The sequence below is a fragment of the Vibrio sp. Y51_MX_L26 genome, assembly GCF_024181935.1.
GTDB classification, from domain to species: Bacteria; Pseudomonadota; Gammaproteobacteria; order Enterobacterales; family Vibrionaceae; genus Vibrio; species Vibrio diabolicus.
Genome location: NZ_JAMZAS010000012.1, coordinates 97,123 through 122,487 on the forward strand (window position 1 = coordinate 97,123; position 25,365 = coordinate 122,487).

Here is a 25,365-nt window from a genome sequence, read left to right on the forward strand (position 1 = left end):
GCACCTTAATCTTATGTTCGTAGTTTGGCGCGAAAACTAGGGTATTTTCAACGTTGCCATACGAAATGACAACTTATCCAATGTACCCCCCAGTACAAACAGAATTAGGTATAACTTACTGACTTAGTTCGTCCAGTAGAGACAACCCTAGCTGATACTTGTCATCTAGTGCAGATGGGTGAACATGTCTCTTTATATTTGGTAGAGAGTTCAGGTAGCTGAAGAATCCGGAAGTGGTCATAGGGTATCCAGGCTCAAAATACTCTTCCTCATCATCCCCAAATGAAAACCAATGACAAAGCATTACGAGGTCTTCTTTCTCGTAAACAACCGCAGATGTGCGTGACTTTTCATGGTCGCTGTAAGCTAGAAAGTCAATGAAGATAACTTCTTGGCTTTCTGGGTTTTCCAAATGCTCTTCTGCCATCTGAATCGAGTAGTGATCCGACTCTGCGAAAAACATTTGAGTTCCCATCGTTGCTTCATGTCCCCAAGCTGCTGCCGCACACTTGGCAATTTTCTCACTTTGACAGTCGTTAAGTAGATGCTCTGTTTTATTGAATGAAATAGACATGTTTTTTGTACCTATTTTGTTTTGGTTTCGATATGCGGATTAAACATGCTTCACTTATAAAACACTAGTCTAACTGATAGATTTATAACGATATTCGTGAATGGATTGACACAAATGAACTTTTACTCAAATTTTTCACCTATTTTCAGAAGCTAGTTAAAACAGGCTAGGTGTAACAAAAGGAACTTGTCACCGGAATCTATAGTGACAAGTTCAATTCATGGCTCTGTTTATCCAGTCATCATACCCAGTAGATAGCCAACGGCGGTGAAGCTTAACAAGTTAGCGATATCAACTAGGTAAAAATACGGACTGGACTGAGTGATTTGGAGCAGAGTTCGTGCATCAGACATCATGGTTTTACCCCTATTAAAATTTTACCTTCTTCGAAGTTATTTTAGTGTTTGCTAATTAACGACGAAAAATGGCATCATTTTGAGTTTTCCCTTGAGTGGTATCGGTTTGAGGTTTCGCTAAATCACCTCTTTCCCTTATCCAGTATAGGTAAGTTCAAAATCGGTACATAGTGGCAAGTTCATGATTAGGACGGTAGGTCGCGGCGTAGTGAAACGGCATTATGTCGGGGTTCTTTGTTGTCTTGGAGCTGTGCTTTTAGAGAGAACGCTAGGGCGTTATTTATTAACGCGGCAATGTCATGACACGATACTCATGTACAGCAAATAAAGCATTTGGATCATCATGATCTAATTGCTCAGTAAGCTGATCGGATTCGGTAGTCTGAAACGTGGCACCTACTTGTAACGATCCAATGTGGCGTGGAGGTCGCGTATAAGTTCAAGCTTGAGACTGACTGGGGAGAGAACCTCAACTTGAGGTATCCAAGACTTCAACAAGGGCAAGATATCGCTCAATCTTGATACTCGACTGCTAACCAACAAACTACCGTCGCTCAGTTCTTTCAATAGCTGCTGGTGGGGAAGAATCATACCTTCAAGAAAGCGTGGAGCTACTTCCCTATCAACCTGTACAAGCACCTCAGCATCATCCGGAGTTAGCCACTCCATCCCTTGTTTATATATCTCCTCGTGGACTTTTTGACTCGGTTTGTATTTATCTTCCCTGCGGTGAATCCGTGAAATATTCGGCAGTCGGTACGAATGTAGCTGGTCACAGTAGGTCGCAGCGAGGAACCAGATACCACGGTCATTCACCAAGCGATAGGGATGGGCAGATTCAAACGTTTTGCCATTGTAGGTAAGGTCAATAACAGAGTGAGTGGTAATAACTTCGGTCAACTGTCTAAACAGCGCATCGAACTTCCCGATGGATTCGGAGCGTGGATTCTTAAACAGAACGGGAGTGTGACCGTTGAACTTGTAGTGGTTAGGCAATAGCGCAGACAAACCCGTATCGTGGAGTACCTTGTTGATATTCGCATTACCATTATTTCGAGTTACCGGATCTAACCGATAACCCTCATTGGTGCGGATAATCGGAGCGTTGACTAGCCTTTCATTGAAATCGCGTCTCAGGGTTTTCTCGCTTACCTGATAATCCGCTACCAACTGCTCAGGGGAGAGCACCTCTCCCATAAACAATCTCGTCAATATGTCACCTAGCCTTAATGCTAGCTTTTCACTCTTATCGCTCATGCTACTAGCGTACGGTTTCCCTTGGACAGGTTGAGGGCAAAACATTTTTAAATGTTTCAAACCGTCGCGCACTGAGATTTGGCATAGCTTTCATTGGATAAGGTAGGGCAATGACGATGACTATTTTCACACTCATTCTGCGGTCTTGGACACATCCTGTCCAAGCTCAGTGGGATACTACACAACGTAGATTTACTACAATGTCAATTAAAGGAAACTATAATGAAAGTGACATTCATTAAGCCACTTATGGCATCAGGTTACTCATGCCGCTCTTTAGGTTGTCCCGGTTGGGTCACCAAGGGTGGGTCATGCGATACGTGTGGCGCAATGGATTACAGTTAAGAAGGAGTATTCGTTATGGGCGGTTGGACAGAAGACCAAGGTGACTATGATGATGGCACAGAAGATTCTGGCTTCAGTCAGGACTTCGACATGGAACCGGGCGACGATGGTTGGCTTGGTGGCGACTTCATGGCTGATGATGACGATGACTAAGTCCCATCATTAAATTTGGCTTATCAACAAGGGCGATATCGAAAGGTATCGCCCTTTTCTGTATTTATAGAAAAGGAAAACATTATGACGAAAACACATTTTCACTCTAACCCTCAACAGCGCTGGTTTAAGCCTAGCTCGTCAACAGGTGTTCGATTCGCGAAGTACGGTGCCACACTCGGTACCCGCTATGGTCCCCAAGGGGTCGTGATTGGCGGGGCGCTCGGGTTTGTCGCAGGTGCATTAATCGGAGGGGCATTGGATGAGCTAGACGTTATCTAGTGAAGGAAGAAGTAGGGGATACTCTGCTTCTTTTTTTATTGGTAGTTTCGTGCCGACATTATGTCGTTTCAAGAATGGAAAGCAGAAGGTCGAAAGGTGCTTGCTAACGCCTGTCAACAAACACCTTTCAGATAGGATATGGAAATTCTTGCATGAAATAATCGCTAAGGTCTGGGCAATTTATTTGATAAAAACGTACTATTAAAAACTATTAAGTAGTGAGAGTAACGTGTAACACGTTAGTGACCAGTGACTTCGCTAATCACCTGCTTCAAGCGCTTCGCTGTCTCCTTGTAACCGAAAGAATCGCGTTTAGTGTCATAGTCGTGCACCAGAGCGGTTTCAAGCTCATCAAGGATTTGATCCCAGTGTTGGATCTTGCCACCTTTCGACTCGATATTCTGACCAACTTTACGAACCTCACGAAGACGAGTTCGGCGGTTCTGGTTAGTGCGATTTGCTTCAGCGGTGAAAGCATTAACGATTAAATCATAGATAGACATGTTCATGATGGATACTCCAATAGTTAAGTGAAAGATGCAGTTAAACTGCGGTTTGATAAAAATCCCAAGTCGGTTTGTAACGACGGGACGGTGATGAGGCTGCTGTAGCCTTCTGAATTTCCTGTTTGATCATTAACTGTGTATCTAGATCATCACAGGGAATAAATGAAAGAATCCGGTTACCTTGAGTTCTCAGGATAAGTCCTTGATATTTGTCACTAAGGTGACATTCATATCCTAGAATGGCGTTTTTCCGCACCCAACTACCTGTTGGGAGAGTTATCCAGTAATTCGCGTCTCGGATACAAAGCTTCTCAAGGTCAGCAAATAGCGTATCGAGATTTTGCTCACTTTCTTCATCTTTAAGAGTCAAATGAGCTAGCTGTTTACCGCTCGCTGCTCTGACACTGATATTGCTATCAGTGATATTGATTGATGCCAAGATACTCGTTGACACCTGTAACTTGACACTGAATAAATTCACCGTGTTCTTTTTTACTTCGGTTGCCATGGGTGTTCCTTAATAGTCGATAGCAAAACCGAAACGTCATAATGTCGTTTCGGTAACAAGTTACGCAGCTTCAAGAGTGGGTTGACCTTCTAACTGTTGACGTAGGTTGGCATTTTCCTGCTCTAGCTCTTTGAGGCGAGCTTCCAGTTCCGATACCTTGTCAACTAAGTCATCATTCACAACGGGGGTGGTCTGTTTCTTCTCTGTTTTTAATTGAGTTGCAAAATCGTTGAACATTTCATTGATAGTGTCGGATTCAACATCCGGGTGTTGTTCTAGGTATTGTTTAATTTGCTCACGCAAAGGGGCATAGCGTTTACTCGATAACTTGTAAACTTTGGTAAATCCTACTTTACGACATTCATCTAGCGTTCCGAATTCACATAAGTTAGTCCAACGTGTAAGCGTGCGCTTATCTACCGTACGTTTACCGTTGCCGATAATATTTTCATCACGCCATTTACCGAACTTATTCTTGTTCCCTTGAAAGAGCTGTTTAGCTTCAAGCATTGCAGCACCAATATCGTACTGGGCTTGCTCACACTGTTCCTTATCAACAACACGACCAGCACCCGCATTTCCTAATACTTCAACAATATTCTCGGCAAGCAGCTGTAGTCGTTCTTCGGTTGCTTTTAATAAATCAATTGGTTCACTCATGGGTATCATCCTTATTTTTAATTGATACCCCCGAATTTAGAACCAAAACCCAACATAATCAAAAGGTTAAAAATTAGACAGGCAAAATCCAGTAAGAATCGCGTCATGCTCACTACAAGCAGTCCAGCACTCGTTTAAACGGGGGATTCCGAGGGTATAGCCCCCGGCAGTACAAAGTGAAAGCCATTTCGAATACTTACCTGAAAACCCGAACGGCCACTCAGGAGGGAGGTTGAATAAAAATTTTGATAATAAACTAAAGTGTGACGCTCATCATAATTGATTCATTTTCAAGCGCAGGGCGAAGGTCTTGTATAGAAAAGGTCGACTACTGACAACGGAGGAAATAAACACGTTAATTGGCGAAAAATCACGGTCTCATCGCTAGGGTTTAATCGAGAAACTGATTATCTATCAGAAACTTAGTGCTAAAAATGGATATTGAATCTTGATAGTGTAATTAGGTCACGCAATTCCCCTCTGATTACGTCAGTAATCCCATCACGAAATCGTTAACCTAATCCCCTATCAAGATATAACATCCATTTATGTTGATATAATTTATTAAAATCAACCAGTTATGTGTTTGTGTGTAAGCGGTTCTCTTCACGTTTTCCGCTATCGTTACCAACTATCACGAGTTCTTCAGCATCATTTTTACTTCATCCAGTTCGTCTTTATGGAAAAAGTGTTCTATCTCCATGTCAGGGAACGTTGCAATTAACCAACGTAATAGTGGGATTAGTCTTGGGGTCGCAGCGAGTACGTTAGGACGGAAGGCTGTGTCTCGTGAATTACTAATGGCATTATCTGCAATCCTAAATCCTGCATTGTTAAACAGTTCAGTAAGTTGTTTGAGAGTAAGTTTCTTACCATTAATGGTTTTGGTGAGTCCGTAGCTCTCTTTAGATAGAGCTCTTAACGCGAGTTTTAGCAGGGCACCCTGTGAACCGCCTTCCTCATACTTGATGTATGATCCCTTCAGTAGTGGTTTGGTTTTGCTGTAGTCGATCCAGTTCTCCCAATCTTCCATTATTTTAAGACAGTTATCGCGTCGCCATCCATCAAACAATGCGCGAGTCTGTTGTCCCTCTTGCTCGTTCTTCCACGGTACGGTATCGAAGTAGATATGTTCGACGATGTGACCTTTAGGGTGGCGGATTTTAGTCATGCGAGGATTAACGGGTTTACGCTTAAAGTCGAACTCCAAGTTGAGCGTCTTTTCTCGTTGGATTTCTATCAAGTCCATGTCTTTAAGGTACATGTCACGAGGTGAAATCAATGAGTTGTTTGGGATCTTCTGTCCGGGGTAACGGTCTAAGAACAGTTCGACCATATAAGCATTTTCATCCTTTGCCGATGATAAGGCTGATTCTGGTGGCTTAACGCCTGCTTTTGCTATGACAGGTTCGGTATCGCCATATTCACCTGTGATTTGTCCACGGGTTTTCATTGCGATGATTTGTTTAGCATGGTGCTTATGCTTAATCATCTTACCGTCACCCGTTTGTTTGCAGATCTTACTGAACCGTTGGCTAATGGTTCCTGAAACGTAGAGTTGTTCTTCAGTACAGTCTACGAGATACCCATCTGTTGTGGCACTTACAACGGTAACGTCGTCGTGATTACCTTTATCATCCTGTGTCGATAACCCTGCTAATTGCTCTGAGAGAACGGCTCTAACGAACCCTGTCGCATGAGCTGCGAAATATGGATTGGTAACAGGAGAATGAGGTATGTTTTTACTTAATCCATCTGATGAGTTGAAGCCCCGTTTTCCCTTCAGGCCTTGCCCTAACTTACCGTATAGCGTGTTGCCTATTTCTTTCCAGAGCTTCTCTCTGAATTTATCGCCTTCATCCGTGTATTTTTGTCTTTGCTCTCTGATGAGTTCCGTAAAGCCTTTGAAAAGTGGCTCTTGATCTTCAATCCATGGAACGATAACTCCGAACTGAATTTCAATATCACACCCCATGTTATATGCGACTTCTATTTCAGGTGCGGTGCAGTAAGAGTAGCCCTCTAGTGGGTAGTACAGACCGTATAAGTCCGTTCTGACTGGAAGGGATGGAAACTTAGTATGCTCTGGGAATTTAAACTCAACGTAAGCAAACCCCATTTTATGACCGAGATAGTCATTGATATTGGTTGAAGTGAAGCTTCTCTCAAATGAAACGGGTTTAATGTCCATTAAGGCATTGACGTACGCCGTAGCAAGATCGAAATCGTTGTAATCACCTAAGTTTGCACCACCAAACCCGTAACACTCGTTTCTACCTCCATGGAAGCAGTCTATTGCCAATTGTTCGAAGATACGACGACCAGCAGTGATGACAGTTTCTTTCTTCTGCATGACACGACCTTTTGTTTGATTCCAGTATTGAATCGTTTTGGTCTCCATGCCGAGTGCTTGGTTTAATGCATCTTTATCACCCGTGAGTGCTTTGAAGATTGATACTGAGAAGTTACCCAGTGTTGATGGTAGATGTTCAAATTGAAGTTTGTCTAACCGTTCTTCTGGAACTTTATCTTTGAGTGATTTTTTAATGTCTTCGAGGGCAAATTGTTGCATCTCGAATCCATACCTCACTGTTATTTCGGCATCTCGTAGGGCATAGCGAAGGAAGAGTGGCTCGTCTGCGACCAAAAGCTCATCCATACGGCTTTTACTGTATGGCTCTGGTATCACTTCTTTAGGAATTTTGATGAGTTCACCGACGTTATCAAGTCCGCTTTGTCCTGGACTGAGTAGTAAAGTATCTACAAAGCGGACACGACTCTCACGTTTCTTTCCATTCTTGTCTGTAAAGTGAACGGGCTCTGAAGCTTGCTTGGTTCTACCCACTGCGTCGAGGTCGATGCCGTATGCGCCACGCGTGGAGGTTAATGTACTTCTGACGACTTCCAGTTTCGCTTTCTGACTGGTATCCCAGAACGCTTCGAATGACACCATGTCAGCTCTGAGGTAGTGAGCATAGATGTAGATTTTCTTTGGCCATCCTGTGATGAATCCGCGCCCCATTGCAGTTTGGAGTACTTCAACCAAGAACTCTTCAAATTTCTTACGTGGTTTCTTTATGCGATTAATCGCTTTCAGTTCATCTTCACGACTTTTGTTAGCGGCTCTGGACTTCTTTATAACATCAGCAACGGGGGTAAGTACCACATCACTCATGTGGTGTTCACCTGCGATTAGATAATACTGATAGGACAGAATGTCGTTTCGGTTTTCCTCGGCGTTATAGACGTACTCACTGTCTATACCAATGTGAACCGCTTCATCATCACCTTTGAGTGCTTGCCATGGTGACTGCTGTTCATTCTCGAAGTAGATGTCGAGCTCATCATCGACAGCTTTACTTGAGTATTCATCGGTTTGTTCTTGAGTGAGGAATTGGTCGAGTTCAATGCTGGTTGATTCTTTGGTTTGGTCAGTGGTTTCTGCTTGGAAGTATTCGTCGAGTTCTTTATCTATAGCTTCAACATGGTTAGGTTTGTTTTCATTGTTCATCGTTGTTCTCTTATAACCAAGTGCATTGTTGGCGGGTGATGCGACCTTCTTTATACCACAGAGCTCATCCTCTGATGAGTGTGGCTTCGTTTTGGTTTGGTGTGTGAGTTAAAAGGTTGTGTAGAAAGCGGGAGGGACAGAACTATGATTTTTGAGATTTTGATGTGTGGTATGGAGAGTGGGGCAATTGATGAAAGTAGAAACCCATACCAGATATGGGAACTTTGAAAACGGTGCTGTTTTTTACCGTATGCAACTAAACATATAAATAACTCTGCAAGAGGCCGAATTTTAATATGGTATTACCCTGTTAGTAAGTGGTGAACTATTTGGTCTGACTGTATGTACGGTATAGAAAGCCTGATCCTATAGTGGGATCAGGTCTTTGTTACTGCTTGATTGCATTATGAGCTGCTTTGTCTCGTTTTCTGGTGGTGATTTGGGTAAAGCCGTTACCTCGGTGAATGACAAGGCTCGTCTAGCTAAGAATCAGGGTGAGATGCGCAATCTGTCGTTGGGTCAAGATACTGAGGCTGTTTTTACTTGAAACATACTGTTTATATGTCACATGTGAATATGTGACTTAATTTATATGCCTGTAATTTGATAGATATAATATTAATTTAAATTTTTCATGTGTAAGATATGAGAAAGTTTAAAAAAAAATTATAGGTATTTGAATGAAGCATATATTAAGTGTGTACGTGGCTATTGCTTTTGTTGTTACAGGCTATTCAATGTTTACAACTAATGGTCCAGAAGGTTTTGGTAAGGACCATTTTTCTGAGGGGGTAATGTGGCCTGTCTCATTTTTTAATTATGTGTTTGAGCCTGAGCTTGATGGTAGCTCTGTCGAGTCACTGATTGACTCTGTTGTGGAGGTTGCTGAGTCTAGAGATAGTGATTATGAAGCACAATTAGCTGCTGTTGCATTTAATCGAATCATACTTCTGGATTACGTTGAATCTCGACCTAACTTAACTAGAGGAGAGGTCCAAACTCTAGCGCAACGCTCAAGTAGCCAAAACTTTGGTAGAGATATAAGACTAGATCCTCAACGACAGTCTGATTTGATGGATAGGTTAGATGGACTTGATTACGATGAACTGGTTAGCTTGGGAGGGATTTCTTATGAGCGAGTTATTAAAATCAGTCGTGACAGAGATATGTACTCAACCGGTGAAGATTGTGTGGATGGCCTAATAAAAGCGTATCGACAAGAAAAAGGGGCTGATGCCATGATCAAATACGACATTCTTCAAGAGTTTGATGAAATGTGTGGCCTTTAATTCATAAGAGTGTGCACAGTATGATTAAACTTATTTTTGTTCTCCTTTTTATGGTTTTTTGTATCAACTTTCCACTAGTGGCGTGTGCTATTGGTGTGTTCATGCTATTCATCGGGGCTATTAACAGTAAGTAGTTATAATTTCATAAGCTTCTAAAACTCGTGTATTAAATTATACGAGTTTTTTTTTAACCTTAGCCTCTACTAGAGGATGTGTTCCTCTGTGTCCTTTGCCTTTAACCGTTACAGTCGATATTGATTGTCTTGGAGAGAATACGATTGAAGCTCCCCCTAATTGCTAGCAGGAGGTTTCCGAGAGGGCTTTTCTAGTTGGGAGAGGAAGGGAGCTAGGTGGTTGTTTGAGAAAGGTCTAGGATAGCGAGTCGTAATATATTGTTGATTAGTTAGTAAGTCAGCACCGGAAAACCGTCATTCAGCTCGGTCTCTCAAGAGTCTGATAGATGGTATCAAATTCGGGGGTTGATGTTTGCGCTAAGCTGGTTTTGCCCCTTTCCCATTTAGATTTATTACTCATAACAATTTTTGGTATCAATGTCTGACCAAATAATTTTAATGATTCGATCTGGTTCTGACTAGCTCATAATGTGAACAATTCTCTGTCTACAGGCTTGTTGGCGCTTTAGGATTTCTTTTTGTGTGTTTGTCATCATTTTGATGTGAGTAGACAAAGGGTTGTGAGGTATAAATAGTCAATTCAATCCTTTAAGCGTATAAGTATTTGTGCGATTATGATTTGTTGAAGACGTGGGCTTGGTGGATAAAATGACAATTCAAACAAGAGAATCAAATATAAAAAAGATGCTTTATTCATGCTTGTTACTAGTTTTTGTAGTCGTGATGGCAATAACATTCATATTTAATGAATATCAAACTCAAAGAGAACGAATTTTACTTGGTTCTTCTCATGAACTACGTTCTAAAGTTGAGTCTAGCTTAGGCGTTTATAAAGATTTTTCAAATTACGTATTTAAAGAAATTGAGGATGACCAAGATATTTTTAGGTTGATGAGTGAAGCCTATTTTGGTGATGAGAGCATAAGAACATCTAATAGAAATTCAATATACTCGATGCTGGAAGAAAAGTATAAAACTCTTACAGATTTTAACTTTCGACAGTTACATTTTCACTTTGAAAATGGTGATAGTTTTTTACGTGTCCATAAACCTGAAAAATTTGGTGATAATTTATTCTCTATAAGAGAATCGGTAAGGATATCCAATAAAGAAAAGCGATTTGTACAGGGATTTGAAGAAGGTAGAATATATAACGGTTATCGATTCGTTTATCCAGTAGTATATAATGACATTCAGATAGGCACTTTAGAAGTATCCCTATCAATGGGTAGTATCGTCAATTTATTGTTTAATCTATATCCTGAACAAGATTTTTTCTTCTTGATGAATAAGGATGTTGTGAATTACAAAGTGTTTGATGATACGAAGAATAACTACATACATAGTAAAATAGCCAGTGATTACTATGTAGATAAAGACGTGCTAAATAAAAGCCTGAAAAACCTGAAGTTTACTGAACTTAAGGGTGATACTGAACTATTTAAAAAACAGCTTGATCCTCATATTAAAACTGGTAATACTTTTTCAAAAGAGTTCAATGTGAATGGAAAATATCTGATTGTATCTTTCTTATCAGTTGAAAATTTTAAAAGAGAGCACGTGGCCTATTTAATTTCAATATCAGAAGACGATACATTAATGCTTATGAAAAGAAACTATCTGCTGTTTAATTTTATGATATTCATAGTGTTAATCTCATTTTTTGTAATTGTTTTTCAAAGTTATCGAAATCAAAATAAACTACTTAAAATGTCAACCATAGACTTTCTAACTCAAGTGCTAAATAGAAATAAGATGGTTGAACTATTGTCACAGGAATACGTTAAAGCAAAAAGGTATAATTCCATATATACCGTAATGATGATTGATATTGACTACTTTAAAAGCATCAATGACGAGTTTGGTCATGCTGTTGGCGATGATTATCTAGTTCAGTTTAGTAAATTAATCCATAGAAACATAAGAATTAGTGACTCTTTTGCTCGTTGGGGCGGTGAGGAGTTTGTTCTATTGCTTCCCAACACAGATGAAGACAGCTCGATGCTAGTTGCCGAAAAATTGCGAAGTTTAATAGAAAAATATATTTTTTCAGGCCCTAAAAACATAACTGTAAGTATCGGTATCTCTGAGTTCCAATTAGATGACAGTAGTCTAGAAGATGCCATAGAAAGAGCTGATACAGCACTTTATCACTCGAAAGAAAATGGCAGGAACCAAGCGACACGCTGGAGTGTGATTAAGTTTTAATCTTAATCGCCTAAAATCAGACCATTTGGCATACCTGAGCTAATCTATGAATCGCTAAGTTAGTAAAATAGCTAAAACACTTTTGTCCAAAAGTGAGTTAGCCACGCCTGAAGGCAGCGGTATTTTGAATCCGAAAGTGCCCAATAAGATTGCTTTAGCATTATGGTGCATTCATGGTCTTGTATCCCTTGCTCTGATTCTGTCGAGGAGGCTGATGAAGTCAGCCTAATCCGCGCAACAACCTAAAGCGCAAGAGTCTACGTATTGTGCAGTGAAATGGGCTGTCAAAGGATTAATCGAGTCGGTTCGTTTGGAGTTAAAAGGAAAGCCGATGAAAATTATCGCGGTTTATCCTGGTGGTATGGATACGGAATTCTGGAAGACAAGCGGCAACACGATGGACACGAGTCACTTCATGCAAGCGGAAGATGCTGCCGAGATGCTCCATACGGCTTTGTCGAGCATTGGGAATGGTTATGTTTCTGATATTACAGTGAATAGAACTTAAAAAGAGTTTCGTATACTCATTTTCATCTGGAAGAGTAGTAGAAAATGGAGCGTACGTTTCTTATCAGTACGGCTTTGTCACACTTTGTGGCGAAATTATCAGCAAACGATAGTTATTTAAGGTATTTCTGCTTGCGCAGGTCAAAAGCTTCCGTATAATGCCAACCATCAAAGGGCAATAGCCCAAAGATGCCGGTGTGGTGAAATTGGTATACACGACGGATTCAAAATCCGTTTCCTTCGGGAGTGGCGGTTCAAGTCCGCCCACCGGTACCATACATAGAAAGGTCGCTTTTATAGCGGCCTTTCGTCGTTTATAAGCTTTGAAAATATTCAAGAAATCAGAAGCTTAGCTCGTTTCCCCCTTCCTTGTTATCGAAGCTTTTCTCGCTCCAATAAACTCCCTTTACCCGCCTTAAAATTTCGCCCATGGTCCATATATGGTTCATCGCATGACGATTCTGTGCGCAAGGGAATCCTAGTAAATCCAACAAATGCAAACTTCTGTAATCTCGCAAGCCAGTATTAGCAAGGGCTTCGAGCGAGAAGAACCATGGTACGACCATGGTGACTTTACGGTGCTATGAGGTTTTGGCTTTGCCTTTATGGAACAACTGATCGTTTTGATGGATAGTCGAAAAGTCGGTTTGAGATAGGCGGTTTTGCGGTGTGTGTAGTAAGCGCGTTGGGGATATTGACATAAGATATTCACGCACAGGTAGTAATGATAAGAATAAATGGGGGGCAGGACAATCCCCCATATATTAAGTGTAGGCGTTTACTGCTCGCAATTATCACCTGTCTTAGCTACCCAAGTTGCTCCGTTGTCATAAGAGCACTGTTCAGCGTAAGTACCGTTTGTGTATATGAGAGTACGAGACCAATGACCTGCATTGTTGTGAGAGGTTGTGCGTTGTGATAATTCTGATGTTGGTTCGTATTCCGCAAGAATACGCCCCCAAAGGTAAGCACCGTAGTCATTAGTGTCATTAAAGTCAGTACTAATGAAGTTGACGGCATCGAACTCGCTTGCATCTATAGTCGCTGGGTCAACCATGACAAGGTGACCAAGGCCCGTTTCCGTTGTGCTGGCAAAGAAGTGCTGTGAACCTGCGTTACTATTCGGGGTTTGTACACGTGTGGTCAATTGTTGTTTTACAGTATCCTTAAGCGTTGACCAGTCTTCGTTTATACAGTTATTTGCTTCTTTTGCGGTTGAGCTAAACACATTCAGGACACCGTATGCGGTATCAGTTGTTTGCTCAATCCACTCCATCGCAGAGCAGTCATTTGCATTTAGATTGTCATTAAACGAAATGGTCCATTCGTAGGTGATATCGTCCAAATTAATACGATAGCCCGAATTGTACTCAACAGTCTTTAATACTGTATTCAGATTGTCAGTCACGGCTTCAGTTGTAGTTGACCAGCCTTCAGCCTCACCTAAATTTAGATATGTTTGTTTATACCACCCATCAGCGAAATGAGTTCGTTCATCCCAGTCACTCTTAAAGTACTCCACCCATGCAGCAACGGCATTTGGGTTATTAGCTTCAATAGCCACGGTATCTGCGTATGAGGCTTTCATGGATGGGACTAGTGCAGCAGCTATAGCGTGAAGGTTGGTATCACCTGTTTTGATATAGTCACCATAAAGCTCATCAACGGTTACGTTATAGCGTTGTGCCACACGGAACTCCTGTTCTTCTAAACGGTCTTTGATGCGTTCACGCGTATCAAAACTTGCTTTTACATTGTCACACGTCAGTTTTTCACCATCAGCATGCAGCTCTTTCTGAATAGTTCCCCAAACAACAGTAGTTAGAGGAGTAGTGTTCTTGATTTCCTGATCGGATGCTATCGCAAATGCTGGTGGGTAAGTCATTTGGTAAGCCTCTGTGACTTCACCGTAGTCAGAGTCGATAGCGCCTACAGGAACATCGACAACTAACGGTACGTATTCAGAGCATTCTGCATAAGATCCTGTTGTCAGTAGTTCCCATGAACCATCTTCACCCGTAACGACGCTAGGCTCACCAGCGTTTAATTTGCCATTATAGTTGACGTCTAAAAATACTGTTGCACCAGTTAAGTACCCGTCGATAGCTGTACCTTTTAGGGTTTTTGAGCTAGGTGATGAACCACTCGAAGAACCTCCACCACCGCCGCAAGCTGCGAGACCAATAGAAACCGATGTTACAAGAAGGATTTTATTTATATTTTTCATTTTGATTTTTTATTTCAATGATTTAGATAGCCAATGGCGAAGGGTAATATATGAGGCTTATTTCATTCTGTGATCTTTGTTGAGTAATCGCTTTTTAATTTGACTACTCAGCATTGCCAAATGGCTTTAATCGACAGGATTCCGCACTGTTACTACTAACCATCAGTGTGTGAATATCGCCGTTCTAAGCTCGTTCGGTGACTACTAGAGTAGCTTCTGGCGGTAATTGTACTGGATTAGTGTCTCGACTCTCGGTGTGCTCTGAACTATATGCTTGTGGTTGAGTTTCTATGCGAGAGATAGGGACTCGGCTTGCTTCGGGTGTCTGTGATTTGGTGATTGTGCGAATGTTGCGAAATGAACTGAGAGCTAGGGTTTGGATAGGATCTTGATATTAAATATATAATAACCAGTACAACAGCTTGCCGTAGGCCGCTGTTGTACTGGTTATTATTAATATGTTAGTGGTTCGGGTGGTGAAATTCAGTGTGTGGGTTTGCATGAGCTTTAAGGAGAAAGTGTGAGTAAGATAATTTTGGTTCGAAGCCCAAGTGAATTAATTTCTAAAAATTTAGCTGGGTACGGGTGGGACTGTATTGAGATGTCGTCTTTCTCTGACTTTGAAGATTTAATGAAATATGTTGAAGATGAGCAGATCAATATTGGTCGACAGAGAAATCAAATCTCTCGATTTTTCCATGCTAAGCCCGGAGATATAGTCGTAGTTCCTGTACATAGAGCTATTGTTATTGGAATTGTTCGAGGCGGAAAGTCTTATGATGAAAATGGCGGCTATGGAGCTAATCGTATTAATGTCGATTACTTTAAAAATGAACATGGTGAGCCGATTAAAATTCCTCGAGCGAAGTTATCACAGCGATTGGAAAGTCGATTAAAAATCAGAATGACGATTGCTTCATTGAATGAATTTGCAGATGAAATAGAGGGGTACGTCACTCAGTTAAAAGACAACAACCAAGTCTGTTTTGACAGTATTTTTCAACAGAAGAAGGATAAACAAGTTGCTGACTTTAAAGAGACTCTACTTTCTAGATTAAGAAATGGCTCGACTACTTTGGCAAGTGGAGGTTATGGCTTAGAAAGGTTGGTTAAAGAGCTCATGGAGTTGGAAGGATACTCTGCTCATATAGCTGCGAAAAATAAGACCTCAGATATTTCTGATGTCGACATTGAGGCAAGTCGAACTGATCCCGTTTCAAGTAATAGAGTGTTTATTCAAGTTAAACACCACAGAGGTGAAACTAGTGGGTGGGGGATCCGACAACTAGCTGAGATTGAAGAAGATGAGCACGTTGATAAATGGCTTATTACGACTGCAACGGTTTCAGACGATACGTTAGAGCTTGCTAAACGTGAAAATGTTTCCGTGATGGATGGAGAAAAACTGGTTGACTGGATATACGACAGAATCAACGAGTTATCACCGTCGACAAAAGAACAACTTGGAGTTGGGATCTTACCTCAGATAATCTCCTCTTAATCATTCATCTGGCTTGAGTTTTAAATGGTTGAAGGTGGTGCTTTTCAGTATCTACTTTCAACCGTAATAATTCATCCTTCAAACTCATATTAACTAATTGAATATCTAGTTAATGGAGGTTTGAATGAGCAAATCACAACGACTCACCAGCACTTTCCTCAACAACCTTAAACCCAATCCGGCTAGCGCTAAATCCACCGATTACGAAGTCAATTTATCCGCTATGAAAGATAGCGGTTTGCCTACTGGCGTTCGTTGCTTAGTGGGTAAGTCTGGTGGGAAACGCTTCCTGCTGCGTTATACCAGTCCGGTAACAGGTAAGAAGGCATCTATTGGTCTTGGTAAGCACCCTGAAACTGACCTCGCCACATTGCGCAAAACAGCCAAAGAGTATCGCCAGCAAATTATTGAAGGCGTTGATCCCAAGCTTGAGCGTGACAATCAGACTACCGAGAAGACGATGACTCTGGAACGGTTCTTTGATGAAGTGTACCTGCCGCTGGCTAAACAGAAACGCAGTTGGAAGGACGACGCAGCGCGATTTCGTTTAGCAAAATCGATACACCATATTTCTATTCATGACCTAACCGCCGCAGATATCATCAAAGTCCAAATGGAGATGCAAAACGCCGTTACGATTAAGGGTAAACCGTATGCTCCTGCTTCGATAAACCGTGTTCTAGCTCTGCTCAAAACGATCAATCGTCAGGCATATAAGTTGATGGACGCGCCACTCATTGCTGACAAGGTGAGCTTGTTGAAAGAAGATAACGTGCGCACTGGTTACTTGTCTGAATCACAGCTAAAGGAGTTCATCGGTCACGCTCTGAGCCATGAAGATAAAAGTATTGGCGCGTACCTAGCCTTGCTGTTTTTGACTGGTGCGAGGGATAAGGAACTGCGTTTGCGCTTGAAATCCGATGTGAATTGGGAGGAGAAAACACTCACTATTCCACATACGAAAAACGGTAGTAGTCACGTTTTATTCCTAAGTGACTACATGCTTGATATTTTGAGGTCGGTGCCTCATGTGGCGAATAATCCGTATCTCTTTCCTGGACGCAAAAAGGGTAAACCAGTAGGGCAACCTAGACATGCTTTCAAGGCTATTAAAGCCACGATGGGGCTGCCCGACATACCCGGTGATAAAGCGAATCTAACCCTACACAGTGCTCGTCATACTGTTGGGTCGCTTTTGGCGTCACAAGGAGTCTCGTTACACGACATAGCCAAGCAGCTCAATCACGCTGACCTGTCATCAACAAGGCGTTACTCAAAATTGACTGTAGGGCGTCGGAGGGAGATTGGCTCTCGTTTATCGGATATGGTGACTGCGAAGCCAGAGATACGTTGGGAATGAAGAAGTTAGGTTTAACCAGTTAATTTAGAAATGACATTAGAAAAGCCCCTGTTTAGCTCATCGCTAAACAGGGGCTTTTTCATTATTAAACGGAGATTAGAAATGAAAACAGTAAACAAGTTTGAAGACATTCATTCACTGCCAATGCCGGATGGTGTGAAAGCAAAACTGCTCGAACACCTGATAGAGCCATTCGGTGATGAAGAAAGTACGAAAACGTTCTGGGATGAAGTCGGTACGACCCTGTACTTGATTGAGGAAGGGGATACCGACGAAACCTTGAGTGAAGAATCTGAGGAAGACCAACACTTCCTTCGCTTTGTTACTAATTACCCAGAATGGGTGCTGTTGTTAAACGACAATGATTGTCCTTGGCTTCTAGCTGTTGCCATAGTGACCATGGAAGGCGGTGGCGTGTACTGCTGTGCTCCTATGAACAGTCCAACGTTCCCTGTCGCCAAGTTAGCTGACCAAGCTGAATCTTAAAACCCAATTAAACCTTAACAATTCCAAATTAATGGAGGTGTCTTATGGCACGTAAATCAAACCAACAACAAGAAACGGTTCAACCTGAAATCGTAGAAGGCAATGAACAAGTCACGGTCACTGACGATCAACCAGTTGACCATTTCACTCATATCGTGCGCGAAGGCAAAGCTAAAAAGCTATCACCGAAAACGGAGAACCATGTGTTCTATGAAATCGCCCTACATGACGAGAAAACCGAGCTCTATATCCGCATGTCGGGCAATGAAGGTGGAGGTCTACACAGCAAGGAATGGATCCCACTTAAAGATATCACCGCTGTTCTAGACGTGCAGGGCGATAAGCCGTTCAAGAGCTCTGTGATGAAGTGTGTGTTTTCTGGACAGTCAGCGAACAACGCGGGTTTTATGGCAGCTTGTTGTAGGGGGCTTGGTCTTATCATCCAGTCGGAGAAATCAGTGTTTCTTCACGTTCTAGCGCCAGACTACGTAACGATTCGAGAAGAAATTCTGTCTCTAGTGGACTCTGAAACCAAAGCGAAATAATCCCCGAAGCACATCAAGCCTTACCCACTAAGCCAATTCTGGCTTTTCATACTGAGCACTGCCTAAGAGTGCTTCCCTGACAATTTAAACGAGATTTTATTATGAAATTAGTCTTTGATACTGAGCGCCTTTTGTTACCGATATCAACTAGTCTTCAAGATGCTTTAAACCGAGTTATCAGCGAATCAGGCAAATGGACACCCATGATCCAATCGGTAGTGTTTAACTTCCGAGATTCATCCTACAGTTCGGAAAACGGCGGTTGGCACCCTGTTGAAATCAGGCTTGTCCGCCTCTACGACCAGTGGATATTTGATTACATCACTGACTTTGCGTATTGCGGTGGTCCTTATCCCGAACTGGTTAAAGAGGTGGATTTTAACTTCTCATCTGGAACAGCGAGTTTTTCCTATGTTCCAGAACTGCCGATAACAAGTAGTGAGGTAATGGAGTTCTACTCGATGTGGGAGTCCAACTTTCTCAGCTACGTCGAAATGGGCGTGTTCGATGAGATAAAAGTCACGGTGGATTAGTCCATCAGCAACAAACCAAGTAGAAAGCACCATGTATGTACCATAAAATAGTCGACTCACTTCCTAGTGAAACTAAGGCTTCCCATTGCTCCATGTTAATCATGGTGTGATGGGAAGCCTTTTTCATTGGGGCAAGTTTTAGCAACGTTTACCCAATCCGTTGCCTTCGGGATTCAGAGGGGATGAAGTTGCTGGATTGCAATGAACGGTGGAAACACCAAGGAAGGGAGCGTTAATTTTAACGAGTTTGGTTGGTTTACACTGGTGTTTTGTTATTAAAAGCTCCCATTGCTATGTCGAAGCAATGGGAGCAGTAAGGGACGGGAAGCCTATAGAAAATACCGAGAGAATGATTTGTCTGATGCTATCTCTGCAACTAGGGATGAAGGCTAGCCCTTATTATGCGACGAGAGGCGCCCCTTAATCTTATGTTTACAGGTCGGCGCGAAAACTTGGGTATTTTCAACGTTACTATGCGCTGTAAGCGTTAATCCACGATTTCCACACATTAGCCTCAAATCCGTTGAGTTAAAAAGGAACTTGTCACTGGGATCTATAGTGACAAGTTCAATTCATGGCTCTGTTTATCCAGTTATCATACCTAGTAGATAGCCAACGGTGGTGAAGCTTAACAAGTTAGCGATATCAACTAGGTAAAAATACGGACTGGACTGAGTGATTTGGAGCAGAGTTCGTGCATCAGACATCATGGTTATACCCCTATTTAATTGCAGCTTCCTTCGGAACTATTTTAGTGTTTTCTAATTAATGCTGAAAAACAGCATCATTTTGAGTTTTCCCTTGCGTGGTATCGGTTTGAGGCTTAGCTAACTCGTCTCTTTAGCTTACCTCGCATAGGTAAGCTCAAAATCGGTACATAGTGGCAAGTTGATGGTTAGGACGGTCTGTAGCAGCGCAGTGAAATAACATTATGTCGTGGTTCTTTGTTGTCTTGGAGCTGAGCTTCTAGAGAGAACGCTAGGGCGTTATTTATTAACGCGGCACCTACTTGTAACGATCCAATGTGGCGTGGAGGTCGCGTATAAGTTCAAGCTTAAGGCTGACTGGGGAGAGAACCTCGACTTGAGGTATCCAAGACTTCAACAAGGGCAAGATATCGCTCAATCTTGATACTCGACTGCTAACCAACAAACTACCGTCACTCAGTTCTTTCAATAGCTGCTGGTGGGGAAGAAGTGTATCTTCAAGAAAGCGTGGAGCCACTTCCCTATCAACCTGTACAAGCACCTCAGCATCATCCGGAGTTAGCCACTCCATCCCCTGTTTATGTATCTCCTCGTGGATCTTTTGATTCGGTTTGTATTTATCTTCCCGGCGGTGAATCCGTGAAATATTCGGTAATCGGTACGAATGTAGCTGGTCACAGTAGGTCGCAGCGAGGAACCAGATACCACGGTCATTTACCAAACGATAGGGATGGACAGATTCAAACGTTTTTCCATTGTAGGTAAGGTCGATAACAGAGTGAGTGGTAATCACTTCGGTCAGTTGTCTAAACAGCGCATCGAACTTCTCCATGGGTTCGGAGCGTGGGTTCTTAAACAGAACGGGAGTGTGACCGTTGAACTTGTAGTGATTAGGTAGTAGCGCGGACAACCCCGTATCGTGAAGTACCTTGTTGGTATTCGCATTACCATTATTTCGAGTTACTGGATCTAACCGATAACCCTCATTGGTGCGGATAATCGGAGCGTTGACTAGCCTTTCATTGAAATCGCGTCTCAGGGTTTTCTCGCTTACCTGATAATCCGCGACCAACTGCTCAGGGGAGAGCACCTCTCCCATAAACAATCTCGTCAATATGTCACCTAGCCTTAAAGCTAGCTTTTCACTCTTATCGCTCATGCTACTAGCGTACGGTTTCCCTTGGACAGGTTGAGGACAAAACATTTTTAAATGTTTCTAACCGTCACGCACTTAGATTTGGCATAGCTTTCATTGGATAAGGCAGGGCAATGACGATGACTATTTTCACACTCATTCTGCGGTCTTGGACATATCCTGTCCGAGCGCAGTGGGATACTACACAACGTAGATTTACTACAACGTCAATTAAAGGAAGCAAGTAATGAAAGTGACATTCATTAAGCCACTTATGGCATCAGGTTATTCATGCCGCTCTTTAGGTTGTCCCGGTTGGGTCACCAAGGGTGGGTCATGCGATACGTGTGGCGCAATGGATTACAGTTAAGAAGGAGTATTCGTTATGGGTGGTTGGACAGAAGACCAAGGTGACTATGATGATGGTACAGAAGATTCTGGCTTCAGTCAGGACTTCGACATGGAACCGGGTGACGATGGTTGGCTCGGCGGCGACTTCATGGCTGATGATGACGATGATTAAGTTATCTTGATAATTTGAATATATCTAAGGGCGATATCAGCAATGGTGTCGCCCTTTTTCGTACCTGTGAGAAAAGGAAAAACATTATGACAAAAACACATTTTCATTCTAACCCACAACAGCGCTGGTTTAAGCCTAGCTCGTCAACAGGTGTTCGATTCGCGAAGTACGGTGCCACACTCGGTACCCGTTATGGTCCCCAAGGGGTCGTGATTGGTGGAGCGATCGGGTTTGTCGCAGGTGCATTAATCGGAGGGGCGTTGGATGAGCTAGATGTTATCTAGTGAAAAAGTAGAGGCGAAACTGCCTCTACTTTTTTCTTTGTCGTAACTGATGGGAAGTGGTTTCCCTTTATCTCGTCGGGCTTTTCCCTCTGTGTTCATTTAGCCCGTTGGGGAATTAATAACATTCCAAATTCGCACTACCATCCGTTACTTCGATTATCGGTATATCACTGTCGCTATTTACTTCTGCAAGTATGAGGTCTTTACGCTGCTTTAGGTCGAACACCGATAGCCGCTCATGAAACTGATACCAAGTAAGCTCAATGTTGCGCGTATCAGTCCCCCCTGTTTTGGATACGATGTTTACTTGTGTGCTCGATAGGGGGGCATCTTTCATTATCAAGTATTCCTTGTCCGGTAGCTTTTCATTCCATACATAGTCAGGCTTGAACACTGGCGCATTTCCGAACGGCGTATTGACTTGTCTAATCTCTTGCTTGAGCTTTAAGGCATAACGACAACTGTCACCGTCTTTGTCTTTGAAGTCTATGTAGAGCGTACAAACCTTGCCTTCTTTCTGTATACCAAGGGTGTACTTATATTCGTCGTGCTTAAGCTTGTCACTTTCGAAGAATGGGTTGTCCCGTAGGTGTAATTTGCAAGGGATATAGCCGATGTGGTCGTAGGGCTTGAACAGCAAGGTCATTTCTATCGGATCTTCTTCAAGCTTCCCTGTGGCTATCGTGGTGAACAACGCTGCATGAAAAGGTTTGTTCTTTGTCTTGGGCAGTACGGAATCTTTGCTTATGTTCTTACGGAACCATCGTTTGGTTGGCTCAATGAGGTGCTTTTCATTCGCTGGCGAGTAACTTTGAAGTACTTGCAAGATGACCTCTAAGCACTCATCTTCGTACTTCGTATCGTCATTGGCTAGCTCATTGACTTTGGCGATAAATGCTTGGTTCATCTCGTACCACAGTGGGAACTGGGTACTTTTGATAGAAAACGTTACCGGAACATGCGTGTATGCTTTGGCACGATTATCGTTAATTTTTTCGTGCATTTCAGCTTGTGTATTACGTGTTTCATCCTCGCTTTTCTTGAACGGTTTTACGGCGAGTGGGCGGTACGGATAATCCTCGACAATGTTGTTTTTGTCGATAGCGATGTGGATATCGATTGTATTATCGAGTTTATCGATAGCCGGTTTTACGGAGTACTTCTTTACGAACAAAGAATGTGCTGACTTGTTTGTAAAACTTGCAGCGATACCAGCCTCGGCGCAAGCCAGAGTGAGTTGGTTGGTGACCTTATCGACACTTACACCGAGTAGGTGGGTGAGTGTCTCAATCAGCTCATGTTTTTGATGAGGTGTTTTTAGGCCATCGCGATGAATATGTAGATTGACGATCTTATCGAGGTAGTGAGTCTTTTTTCTTGGCATGTCAAATCAAACAAATATGTTCCTTGTCGAGTACTTTACTCTTTCTTATCCCCTTATGTCTCCTAGGTTTTTACTTCAATGATGGCGTTGTGGGTTATTGGATGCGCTACCTCATCCAAAACCTTCAAAATAGTAGAAACAATAACTTAGTGCTCACGATTTACTTATACGGAGTGAGATATTGTGAGCACTACACCGATAGAAATGAACCAGAAGGTACTTAACGCCTTGCCTCGTCCTGCTAAGGGCGAGCAAGGTGTTGAGTATCCTTGGAAGAAAAACCCGCGACTACGCGTACTTGTGACCGCGACGAGTATGCGCTGGATAGTTCGCCTTGGCTGGAAGGGAAAGCGTTACTACGAGTCGTTTGGCACTTATCCCGAAATGAAGTTTGCTGAATTCAATCAGTTGGCTTACCAATTTATCGCTGATGTTCAGTCTGGGGCATACCAGAAGGGATCGCGTTTGACGGTTCAGCAGTTCTTTGATGACGTTGTACTTCCATATAGTCGTAATCATCACCGCGATTCTAAGACCTTTTTATCCCGTTCTAAGCGCGTAATGGCTGCGTTTGGTAAAGAGCGTGTTACGGACGTGACTCGCCGTGATGTTGAGCGTTTTCTCAATTCACTTACTGACTTAAGTCATGCGTCCATTAACCGTTATCACGCCTTCTTGTCGAAACTTTTTTCGATGGCGGTTGAGCACGAGATTATTGATAAAAGTCCAGTAAAGGGCGTTAAAAAACGGGTGGAGAACAATGCGAAAGACCGAGTGTTGTCCTCGAAAGAAGCGGAAAGCTTTTGTCGTCATGCTTGTGCTGAGCCGAACTTTCTACATGCGAGTGCGCTGATGTTGAGTTTGTTGACAGGTATGCGCATTGGCAACGTGATGAGTTTAACTCGCTCCATGCTTGCCGATGATCTTTCTTCTGCGCTCCTGCCGATGACGAAATCTGGTAAATCGCAGCGCATTTATTTCCCCGAGCCTGCAAAACGCCTGATCCGTAAATGTCTCAAAGTGTCGTTCAACGATTGGGTGTTCCCCTCGTTAAAGAACCAAGGCGAGCATATTGCCTACCCACGCGCTTGTATGGAGCGCATTCAGCAAGCCATGAAGCAAGAAGGCTGTCTGGACGCACCTTTTACTATCCACGATCTTCGCCGCACTTACGCAACCCAAATGTTGCTTGCGACGAACGATATTCGTCTCGCGCAGCAAAGTCTTGGTCACTCCAATGTGAATGTGACCGAGCGTTACGCCTATTATCAAAATACCCATTTAGCGCAAGCCTCTCAGCAGACCGTTGACGCTATGCTACCTAACTTACAAATCGATTAAGGAGTTCGACATGTCCAGAGTACTAACTATTGAAGAATTTGCGGAAATGTACGGCTTAAACCCTGCAACCGTGCGAACCAATGTAACTCGCAACCCTAAAAGCTTACCGCCAGTGATGCGCATAGGTCGCAGTGTGCGCTTCTTGCGTAGTGAGGTTGAGCGTTGGGAAAAAGAGATGACAATGCATTAACACAGTAATATCTCTTAATACAGATAAAAGCCCAAAGGCGTCCGTTAGGACGTCTTTGGGCTTTTTAGTATCTGCCTATAAAAATCAAACAAAAGTGTACCTAACCTTGATCTTTTTACTATCACAGCCTTGACGATTGATATTTCTTCTAGCGCCTTTCGTGACTTAGGTTCTGCGCTAAATCTTCGCTGGACTTTGAGCAACAAGTTAATTGTTTTGTGGCTTATCGACTCGATTCCCTTCTTCGTTGAGTGCTTTCTTTCATCCCTAATATGAACCTCAGCAACGCAGCGATTCTCTCGCTTAGTTGTTTTCGAGGGGGCAGCGAGCTTCTTCGCTGCTCTTTAACAATTAAATGATTTGAGGTATCAAAATGAGTAACTCTATTTTTGTGCGTACTAACTCTGGTGTAGCAAATGTGTTTGGTGGTAAAACTGTTCTTCCGTCTGAAGATCTACTGCTTATTCTGGGTGCAAAAGGCAATCTAATCGTTGCTGAAACTGGTGAAGAGGCTGACGCACTCTTTAAACAGGTATCGAAGAAGATGAAACCTGAGAAGAATAAATGTTTCATGCTAGAAAGCGGTGGCTGGATCCATGCGGATACGGTCGGCGGTGCTTTCATCTCTCCAAAGTCGGGTGCATTGTTGATGACGGTGGTAAACAGCGACAATTTGCTTGCTATGTTTACGCCTGAAGAATTCAGTGACCTCGAAGGTTTGCGTGACGCGATTACAGAAGCCTTACTGACGTACAGTGAGGGTAATGACCTGCCTAAGATTGCTTGGTCAGACTTTAAATAATCATCATTGTAAACCTTGCAAAAAGACGCCTTAGAGCGTCTTTTTGCGTTTCTGGAG

The 25,365-nt window shown here is 42.6% G+C and carries 28 protein-coding genes, 1 tRNA gene and 1 pseudogene; 19 read left to right on the forward strand and 11 right to left on the reverse strand.

Going from position 1 to position 25,365, the window contains the following annotated elements; all coding sequences use genetic code 11:
- Window positions 1-115: 115 nt before the first annotated feature.
- From NL645_RS19640 to NL645_RS19645, 3 genes are all read right to left on the reverse strand, one after another.
- Complete coding sequence (locus NL645_RS19640; protein WP_025767633.1) at window positions 116-574, reverse strand: hypothetical protein; 459 nt, start codon at window positions 572-574, stop codon at window positions 116-118.
- A 230-nt stretch (window positions 575-804) separates the two neighbouring features.
- Entirely contained in the window at window positions 805-930 is a 126-nt protein-coding gene (locus NL645_RS23120; RefSeq protein WP_255212448.1) for a hypothetical protein, read from the reverse strand.
- Between the two features lie 396 nt (window positions 931-1,326).
- Window positions 1,327-2,232, reverse strand: coding sequence for a YafY family protein (locus NL645_RS19645; protein WP_253652256.1), 906 nt, complete (start codon window positions 2,230-2,232; stop codon window positions 1,327-1,329).
- Window positions 2,233-2,409: 177 nt separating this feature from the next.
- On the opposite strand from NL645_RS19645, the gene NL645_RS23125 reads away from it, so the two are divergent.
- The 3 genes from NL645_RS23125 to NL645_RS19655 all read left to right on the forward strand — a co-directional run bounded on the left by NL645_RS23125 (window position 2,410) and on the right by NL645_RS19655 (window position 2,967).
- Window positions 2,410-2,532 carry a hypothetical protein gene (locus tag NL645_RS23125; RefSeq protein WP_256913817.1) on the forward strand — a complete coding sequence of 41 codons (123 nt, stop codon included), beginning with the start codon at window positions 2,410-2,412 and terminating at the stop codon, window positions 2,530-2,532.
- 15 nt (window positions 2,533-2,547) lie between these two features.
- Complete coding sequence (locus NL645_RS19650) at window positions 2,548-2,685, forward strand: hypothetical protein (protein WP_023585706.1); 138 nt, start codon at window positions 2,548-2,550, stop codon at window positions 2,683-2,685.
- A gap of 84 nt (window positions 2,686-2,769) precedes the next feature.
- Window positions 2,770-2,967 carry a hypothetical protein gene (locus NL645_RS19655; RefSeq protein WP_253652257.1) on the forward strand — a complete coding sequence of 66 codons (198 nt, stop codon included), beginning with the start codon at window positions 2,770-2,772 and terminating at the stop codon, window positions 2,965-2,967.
- A 239-nt stretch (window positions 2,968-3,206) separates the two neighbouring features.
- On the opposite strand, the gene NL645_RS19660 is transcribed toward NL645_RS19655, so the two are convergent.
- From NL645_RS19660 to NL645_RS19675, 4 genes are all read right to left on the reverse strand, one after another.
- On the reverse strand, window positions 3,207-3,476 hold the full coding sequence (locus NL645_RS19660; protein ID WP_025534411.1) for a hypothetical protein: 270 nt from the start codon (window positions 3,474-3,476) through the stop codon (window positions 3,207-3,209).
- Window positions 3,477-3,510: 34 nt separating this feature from the next.
- On the reverse strand, window positions 3,511-3,981 hold the full coding sequence (locus NL645_RS19665) for a hypothetical protein (RefSeq protein WP_253652258.1): 471 nt from the start codon (window positions 3,979-3,981) through the stop codon (window positions 3,511-3,513).
- A gap of 60 nt (window positions 3,982-4,041) precedes the next feature.
- The gene (locus NL645_RS19670; RefSeq protein WP_253652259.1) at window positions 4,042-4,641 is read right to left on the reverse strand and encodes a hypothetical protein; all 600 of its coding nucleotides are present in this window, start codon (window positions 4,639-4,641) and stop codon (window positions 4,042-4,044) included.
- 634 nt (window positions 4,642-5,275) lie between these two features.
- On the reverse strand, window positions 5,276-8,152 hold the full coding sequence (locus NL645_RS19675) for a DNA polymerase (protein ID WP_253652260.1): 2,877 nt from the start codon (window positions 8,150-8,152) through the stop codon (window positions 5,276-5,278).
- Window positions 8,153-8,558: 406 nt separating this feature from the next.
- Between NL645_RS19675 and NL645_RS19680 the strand changes: the two genes are divergently transcribed.
- The 5 genes and pseudogenes from NL645_RS19680 to NL645_RS19700 all read left to right on the forward strand — a co-directional run bounded on the left by NL645_RS19680 (window position 8,559) and on the right by NL645_RS19700 (window position 12,566).
- Window positions 8,559-8,699: a hypothetical protein gene (locus tag NL645_RS19680; RefSeq protein WP_180769894.1), complete on the forward strand. Its 141-nt coding sequence runs from the start codon at window positions 8,559-8,561 to the stop codon at window positions 8,697-8,699.
- A gap of 133 nt (window positions 8,700-8,832) precedes the next feature.
- On the forward strand, window positions 8,833-9,441 hold the full coding sequence (locus tag NL645_RS19685) for a hypothetical protein (protein WP_025629820.1): 609 nt from the start codon (window positions 8,833-8,835) through the stop codon (window positions 9,439-9,441).
- Between the two features lie 782 nt (window positions 9,442-10,223).
- Window positions 10,224-11,783: a diguanylate cyclase gene (locus NL645_RS19690; protein WP_140054588.1), complete on the forward strand. Its 1,560-nt coding sequence runs from the start codon at window positions 10,224-10,226 to the stop codon at window positions 11,781-11,783.
- A 229-nt stretch (window positions 11,784-12,012) separates the two neighbouring features.
- Window positions 12,013-12,291, forward strand: a pseudogene (locus NL645_RS19695) (SDR family NAD(P)-dependent oxidoreductase); the annotation flags it as partial.
- Window positions 12,292-12,481: 190 nt separating this feature from the next.
- A tRNA-Leu gene (locus tag NL645_RS19700) sits at window positions 12,482-12,566 on the forward strand.
- 502 nt (window positions 12,567-13,068) lie between these two features.
- Here NL645_RS19700 and NL645_RS19705 read toward each other — a convergent pair.
- Window positions 13,069-14,517 (reverse strand): hypothetical protein, encoded by a 1,449-nt coding sequence (locus NL645_RS19705; RefSeq protein ID WP_140280314.1) that lies wholly within the window; start codon window positions 14,515-14,517, stop codon window positions 13,069-13,071.
- A gap of 520 nt (window positions 14,518-15,037) precedes the next feature.
- Between NL645_RS19705 and NL645_RS19710 the strand changes: the two genes are divergently transcribed.
- The 5 genes from NL645_RS19710 (at window position 15,038) to NL645_RS19730 (ending at window position 18,942) form a co-directional block, all read left to right on the forward strand.
- On the forward strand, window positions 15,038-16,018 hold the full coding sequence (locus NL645_RS19710; protein WP_140280313.1) for a restriction endonuclease: 981 nt from the start codon (window positions 15,038-15,040) through the stop codon (window positions 16,016-16,018).
- A gap of 124 nt (window positions 16,019-16,142) precedes the next feature.
- The gene (locus NL645_RS19715; protein ID WP_222752736.1) at window positions 16,143-17,378 is read left to right on the forward strand and encodes an integrase family protein; all 1,236 of its coding nucleotides are present in this window, start codon (window positions 16,143-16,145) and stop codon (window positions 17,376-17,378) included.
- Window positions 17,379-17,480: 102 nt separating this feature from the next.
- Complete coding sequence (locus NL645_RS19720) at window positions 17,481-17,864, forward strand: hypothetical protein (RefSeq protein WP_222752735.1); 384 nt, start codon at window positions 17,481-17,483, stop codon at window positions 17,862-17,864.
- Between the two features lie 44 nt (window positions 17,865-17,908).
- Window positions 17,909-18,409, forward strand: coding sequence for a hypothetical protein (locus NL645_RS19725; RefSeq protein ID WP_140280311.1), 501 nt, complete (start codon window positions 17,909-17,911; stop codon window positions 18,407-18,409).
- Window positions 18,410-18,510: 101 nt separating this feature from the next.
- Window positions 18,511-18,942 (forward strand): DUF2787 domain-containing protein, encoded by a 432-nt coding sequence (locus tag NL645_RS19730; protein ID WP_140280310.1) that lies wholly within the window; start codon window positions 18,511-18,513, stop codon window positions 18,940-18,942.
- A gap of 584 nt (window positions 18,943-19,526) precedes the next feature.
- On the opposite strand, the gene NL645_RS23130 is transcribed toward NL645_RS19730, so the two are convergent.
- Both NL645_RS23130 and NL645_RS19735 read right to left on the reverse strand, forming a co-directional pair.
- A complete protein-coding gene (locus tag NL645_RS23130) occupies window positions 19,527-19,652 on the reverse strand; it encodes a hypothetical protein (protein WP_267334870.1) in 126 nt (41 codons plus the stop codon).
- A 295-nt stretch (window positions 19,653-19,947) separates the two neighbouring features.
- Window positions 19,948-20,853: a YafY family protein gene (locus NL645_RS19735; RefSeq protein WP_206626840.1), complete on the reverse strand. Its 906-nt coding sequence runs from the start codon at window positions 20,851-20,853 to the stop codon at window positions 19,948-19,950.
- Between the two features lie 178 nt (window positions 20,854-21,031).
- Here NL645_RS19735 and NL645_RS23135 point away from each other — a divergent pair, with 178 nt between their 5' ends.
- The 3 genes from NL645_RS23135 (at window position 21,032) to NL645_RS19745 (ending at window position 21,591) form a co-directional block, all read left to right on the forward strand.
- Window positions 21,032-21,154 (forward strand): hypothetical protein, encoded by a 123-nt coding sequence (locus tag NL645_RS23135; RefSeq protein ID WP_256913817.1) that lies wholly within the window; start codon window positions 21,032-21,034, stop codon window positions 21,152-21,154.
- 15 nt (window positions 21,155-21,169) lie between these two features.
- The gene (locus NL645_RS19740) at window positions 21,170-21,307 is read left to right on the forward strand and encodes a hypothetical protein (RefSeq protein WP_023585706.1); all 138 of its coding nucleotides are present in this window, start codon (window positions 21,170-21,172) and stop codon (window positions 21,305-21,307) included.
- 86 nt (window positions 21,308-21,393) lie between these two features.
- Window positions 21,394-21,591: a glycine zipper domain-containing protein gene (locus tag NL645_RS19745; protein WP_023585707.1), complete on the forward strand. Its 198-nt coding sequence runs from the start codon at window positions 21,394-21,396 to the stop codon at window positions 21,589-21,591.
- Between the two features lie 115 nt (window positions 21,592-21,706).
- Here the strand turns inward: NL645_RS19745 and NL645_RS19750 are convergent, their stop codons facing one another.
- Complete coding sequence (locus tag NL645_RS19750) at window positions 21,707-22,975, reverse strand: hypothetical protein (RefSeq protein ID WP_029859209.1); 1,269 nt, start codon at window positions 22,973-22,975, stop codon at window positions 21,707-21,709.
- A gap of 183 nt (window positions 22,976-23,158) precedes the next feature.
- Between NL645_RS19750 and NL645_RS19755 the strand changes: the two genes are divergently transcribed.
- The 3 genes from NL645_RS19755 (at window position 23,159) to NL645_RS19765 (ending at window position 25,308) form a co-directional block, all read left to right on the forward strand.
- A complete protein-coding gene (locus NL645_RS19755; protein WP_225465006.1) occupies window positions 23,159-24,316 on the forward strand; it encodes a tyrosine-type recombinase/integrase in 1,158 nt (385 codons plus the stop codon).
- A gap of 10 nt (window positions 24,317-24,326) precedes the next feature.
- Window positions 24,327-24,506: a helix-turn-helix domain-containing protein gene (locus tag NL645_RS19760; RefSeq protein ID WP_005484891.1), complete on the forward strand. Its 180-nt coding sequence runs from the start codon at window positions 24,327-24,329 to the stop codon at window positions 24,504-24,506.
- 373 nt (window positions 24,507-24,879) lie between these two features.
- Window positions 24,880-25,308, forward strand: a complete 429-nt coding sequence (locus NL645_RS19765) for a hypothetical protein (RefSeq protein ID WP_029859213.1) — start codon at window positions 24,880-24,882, stop codon at window positions 25,306-25,308.
- Window positions 25,309-25,365: the final 57 nt, after the last annotated feature.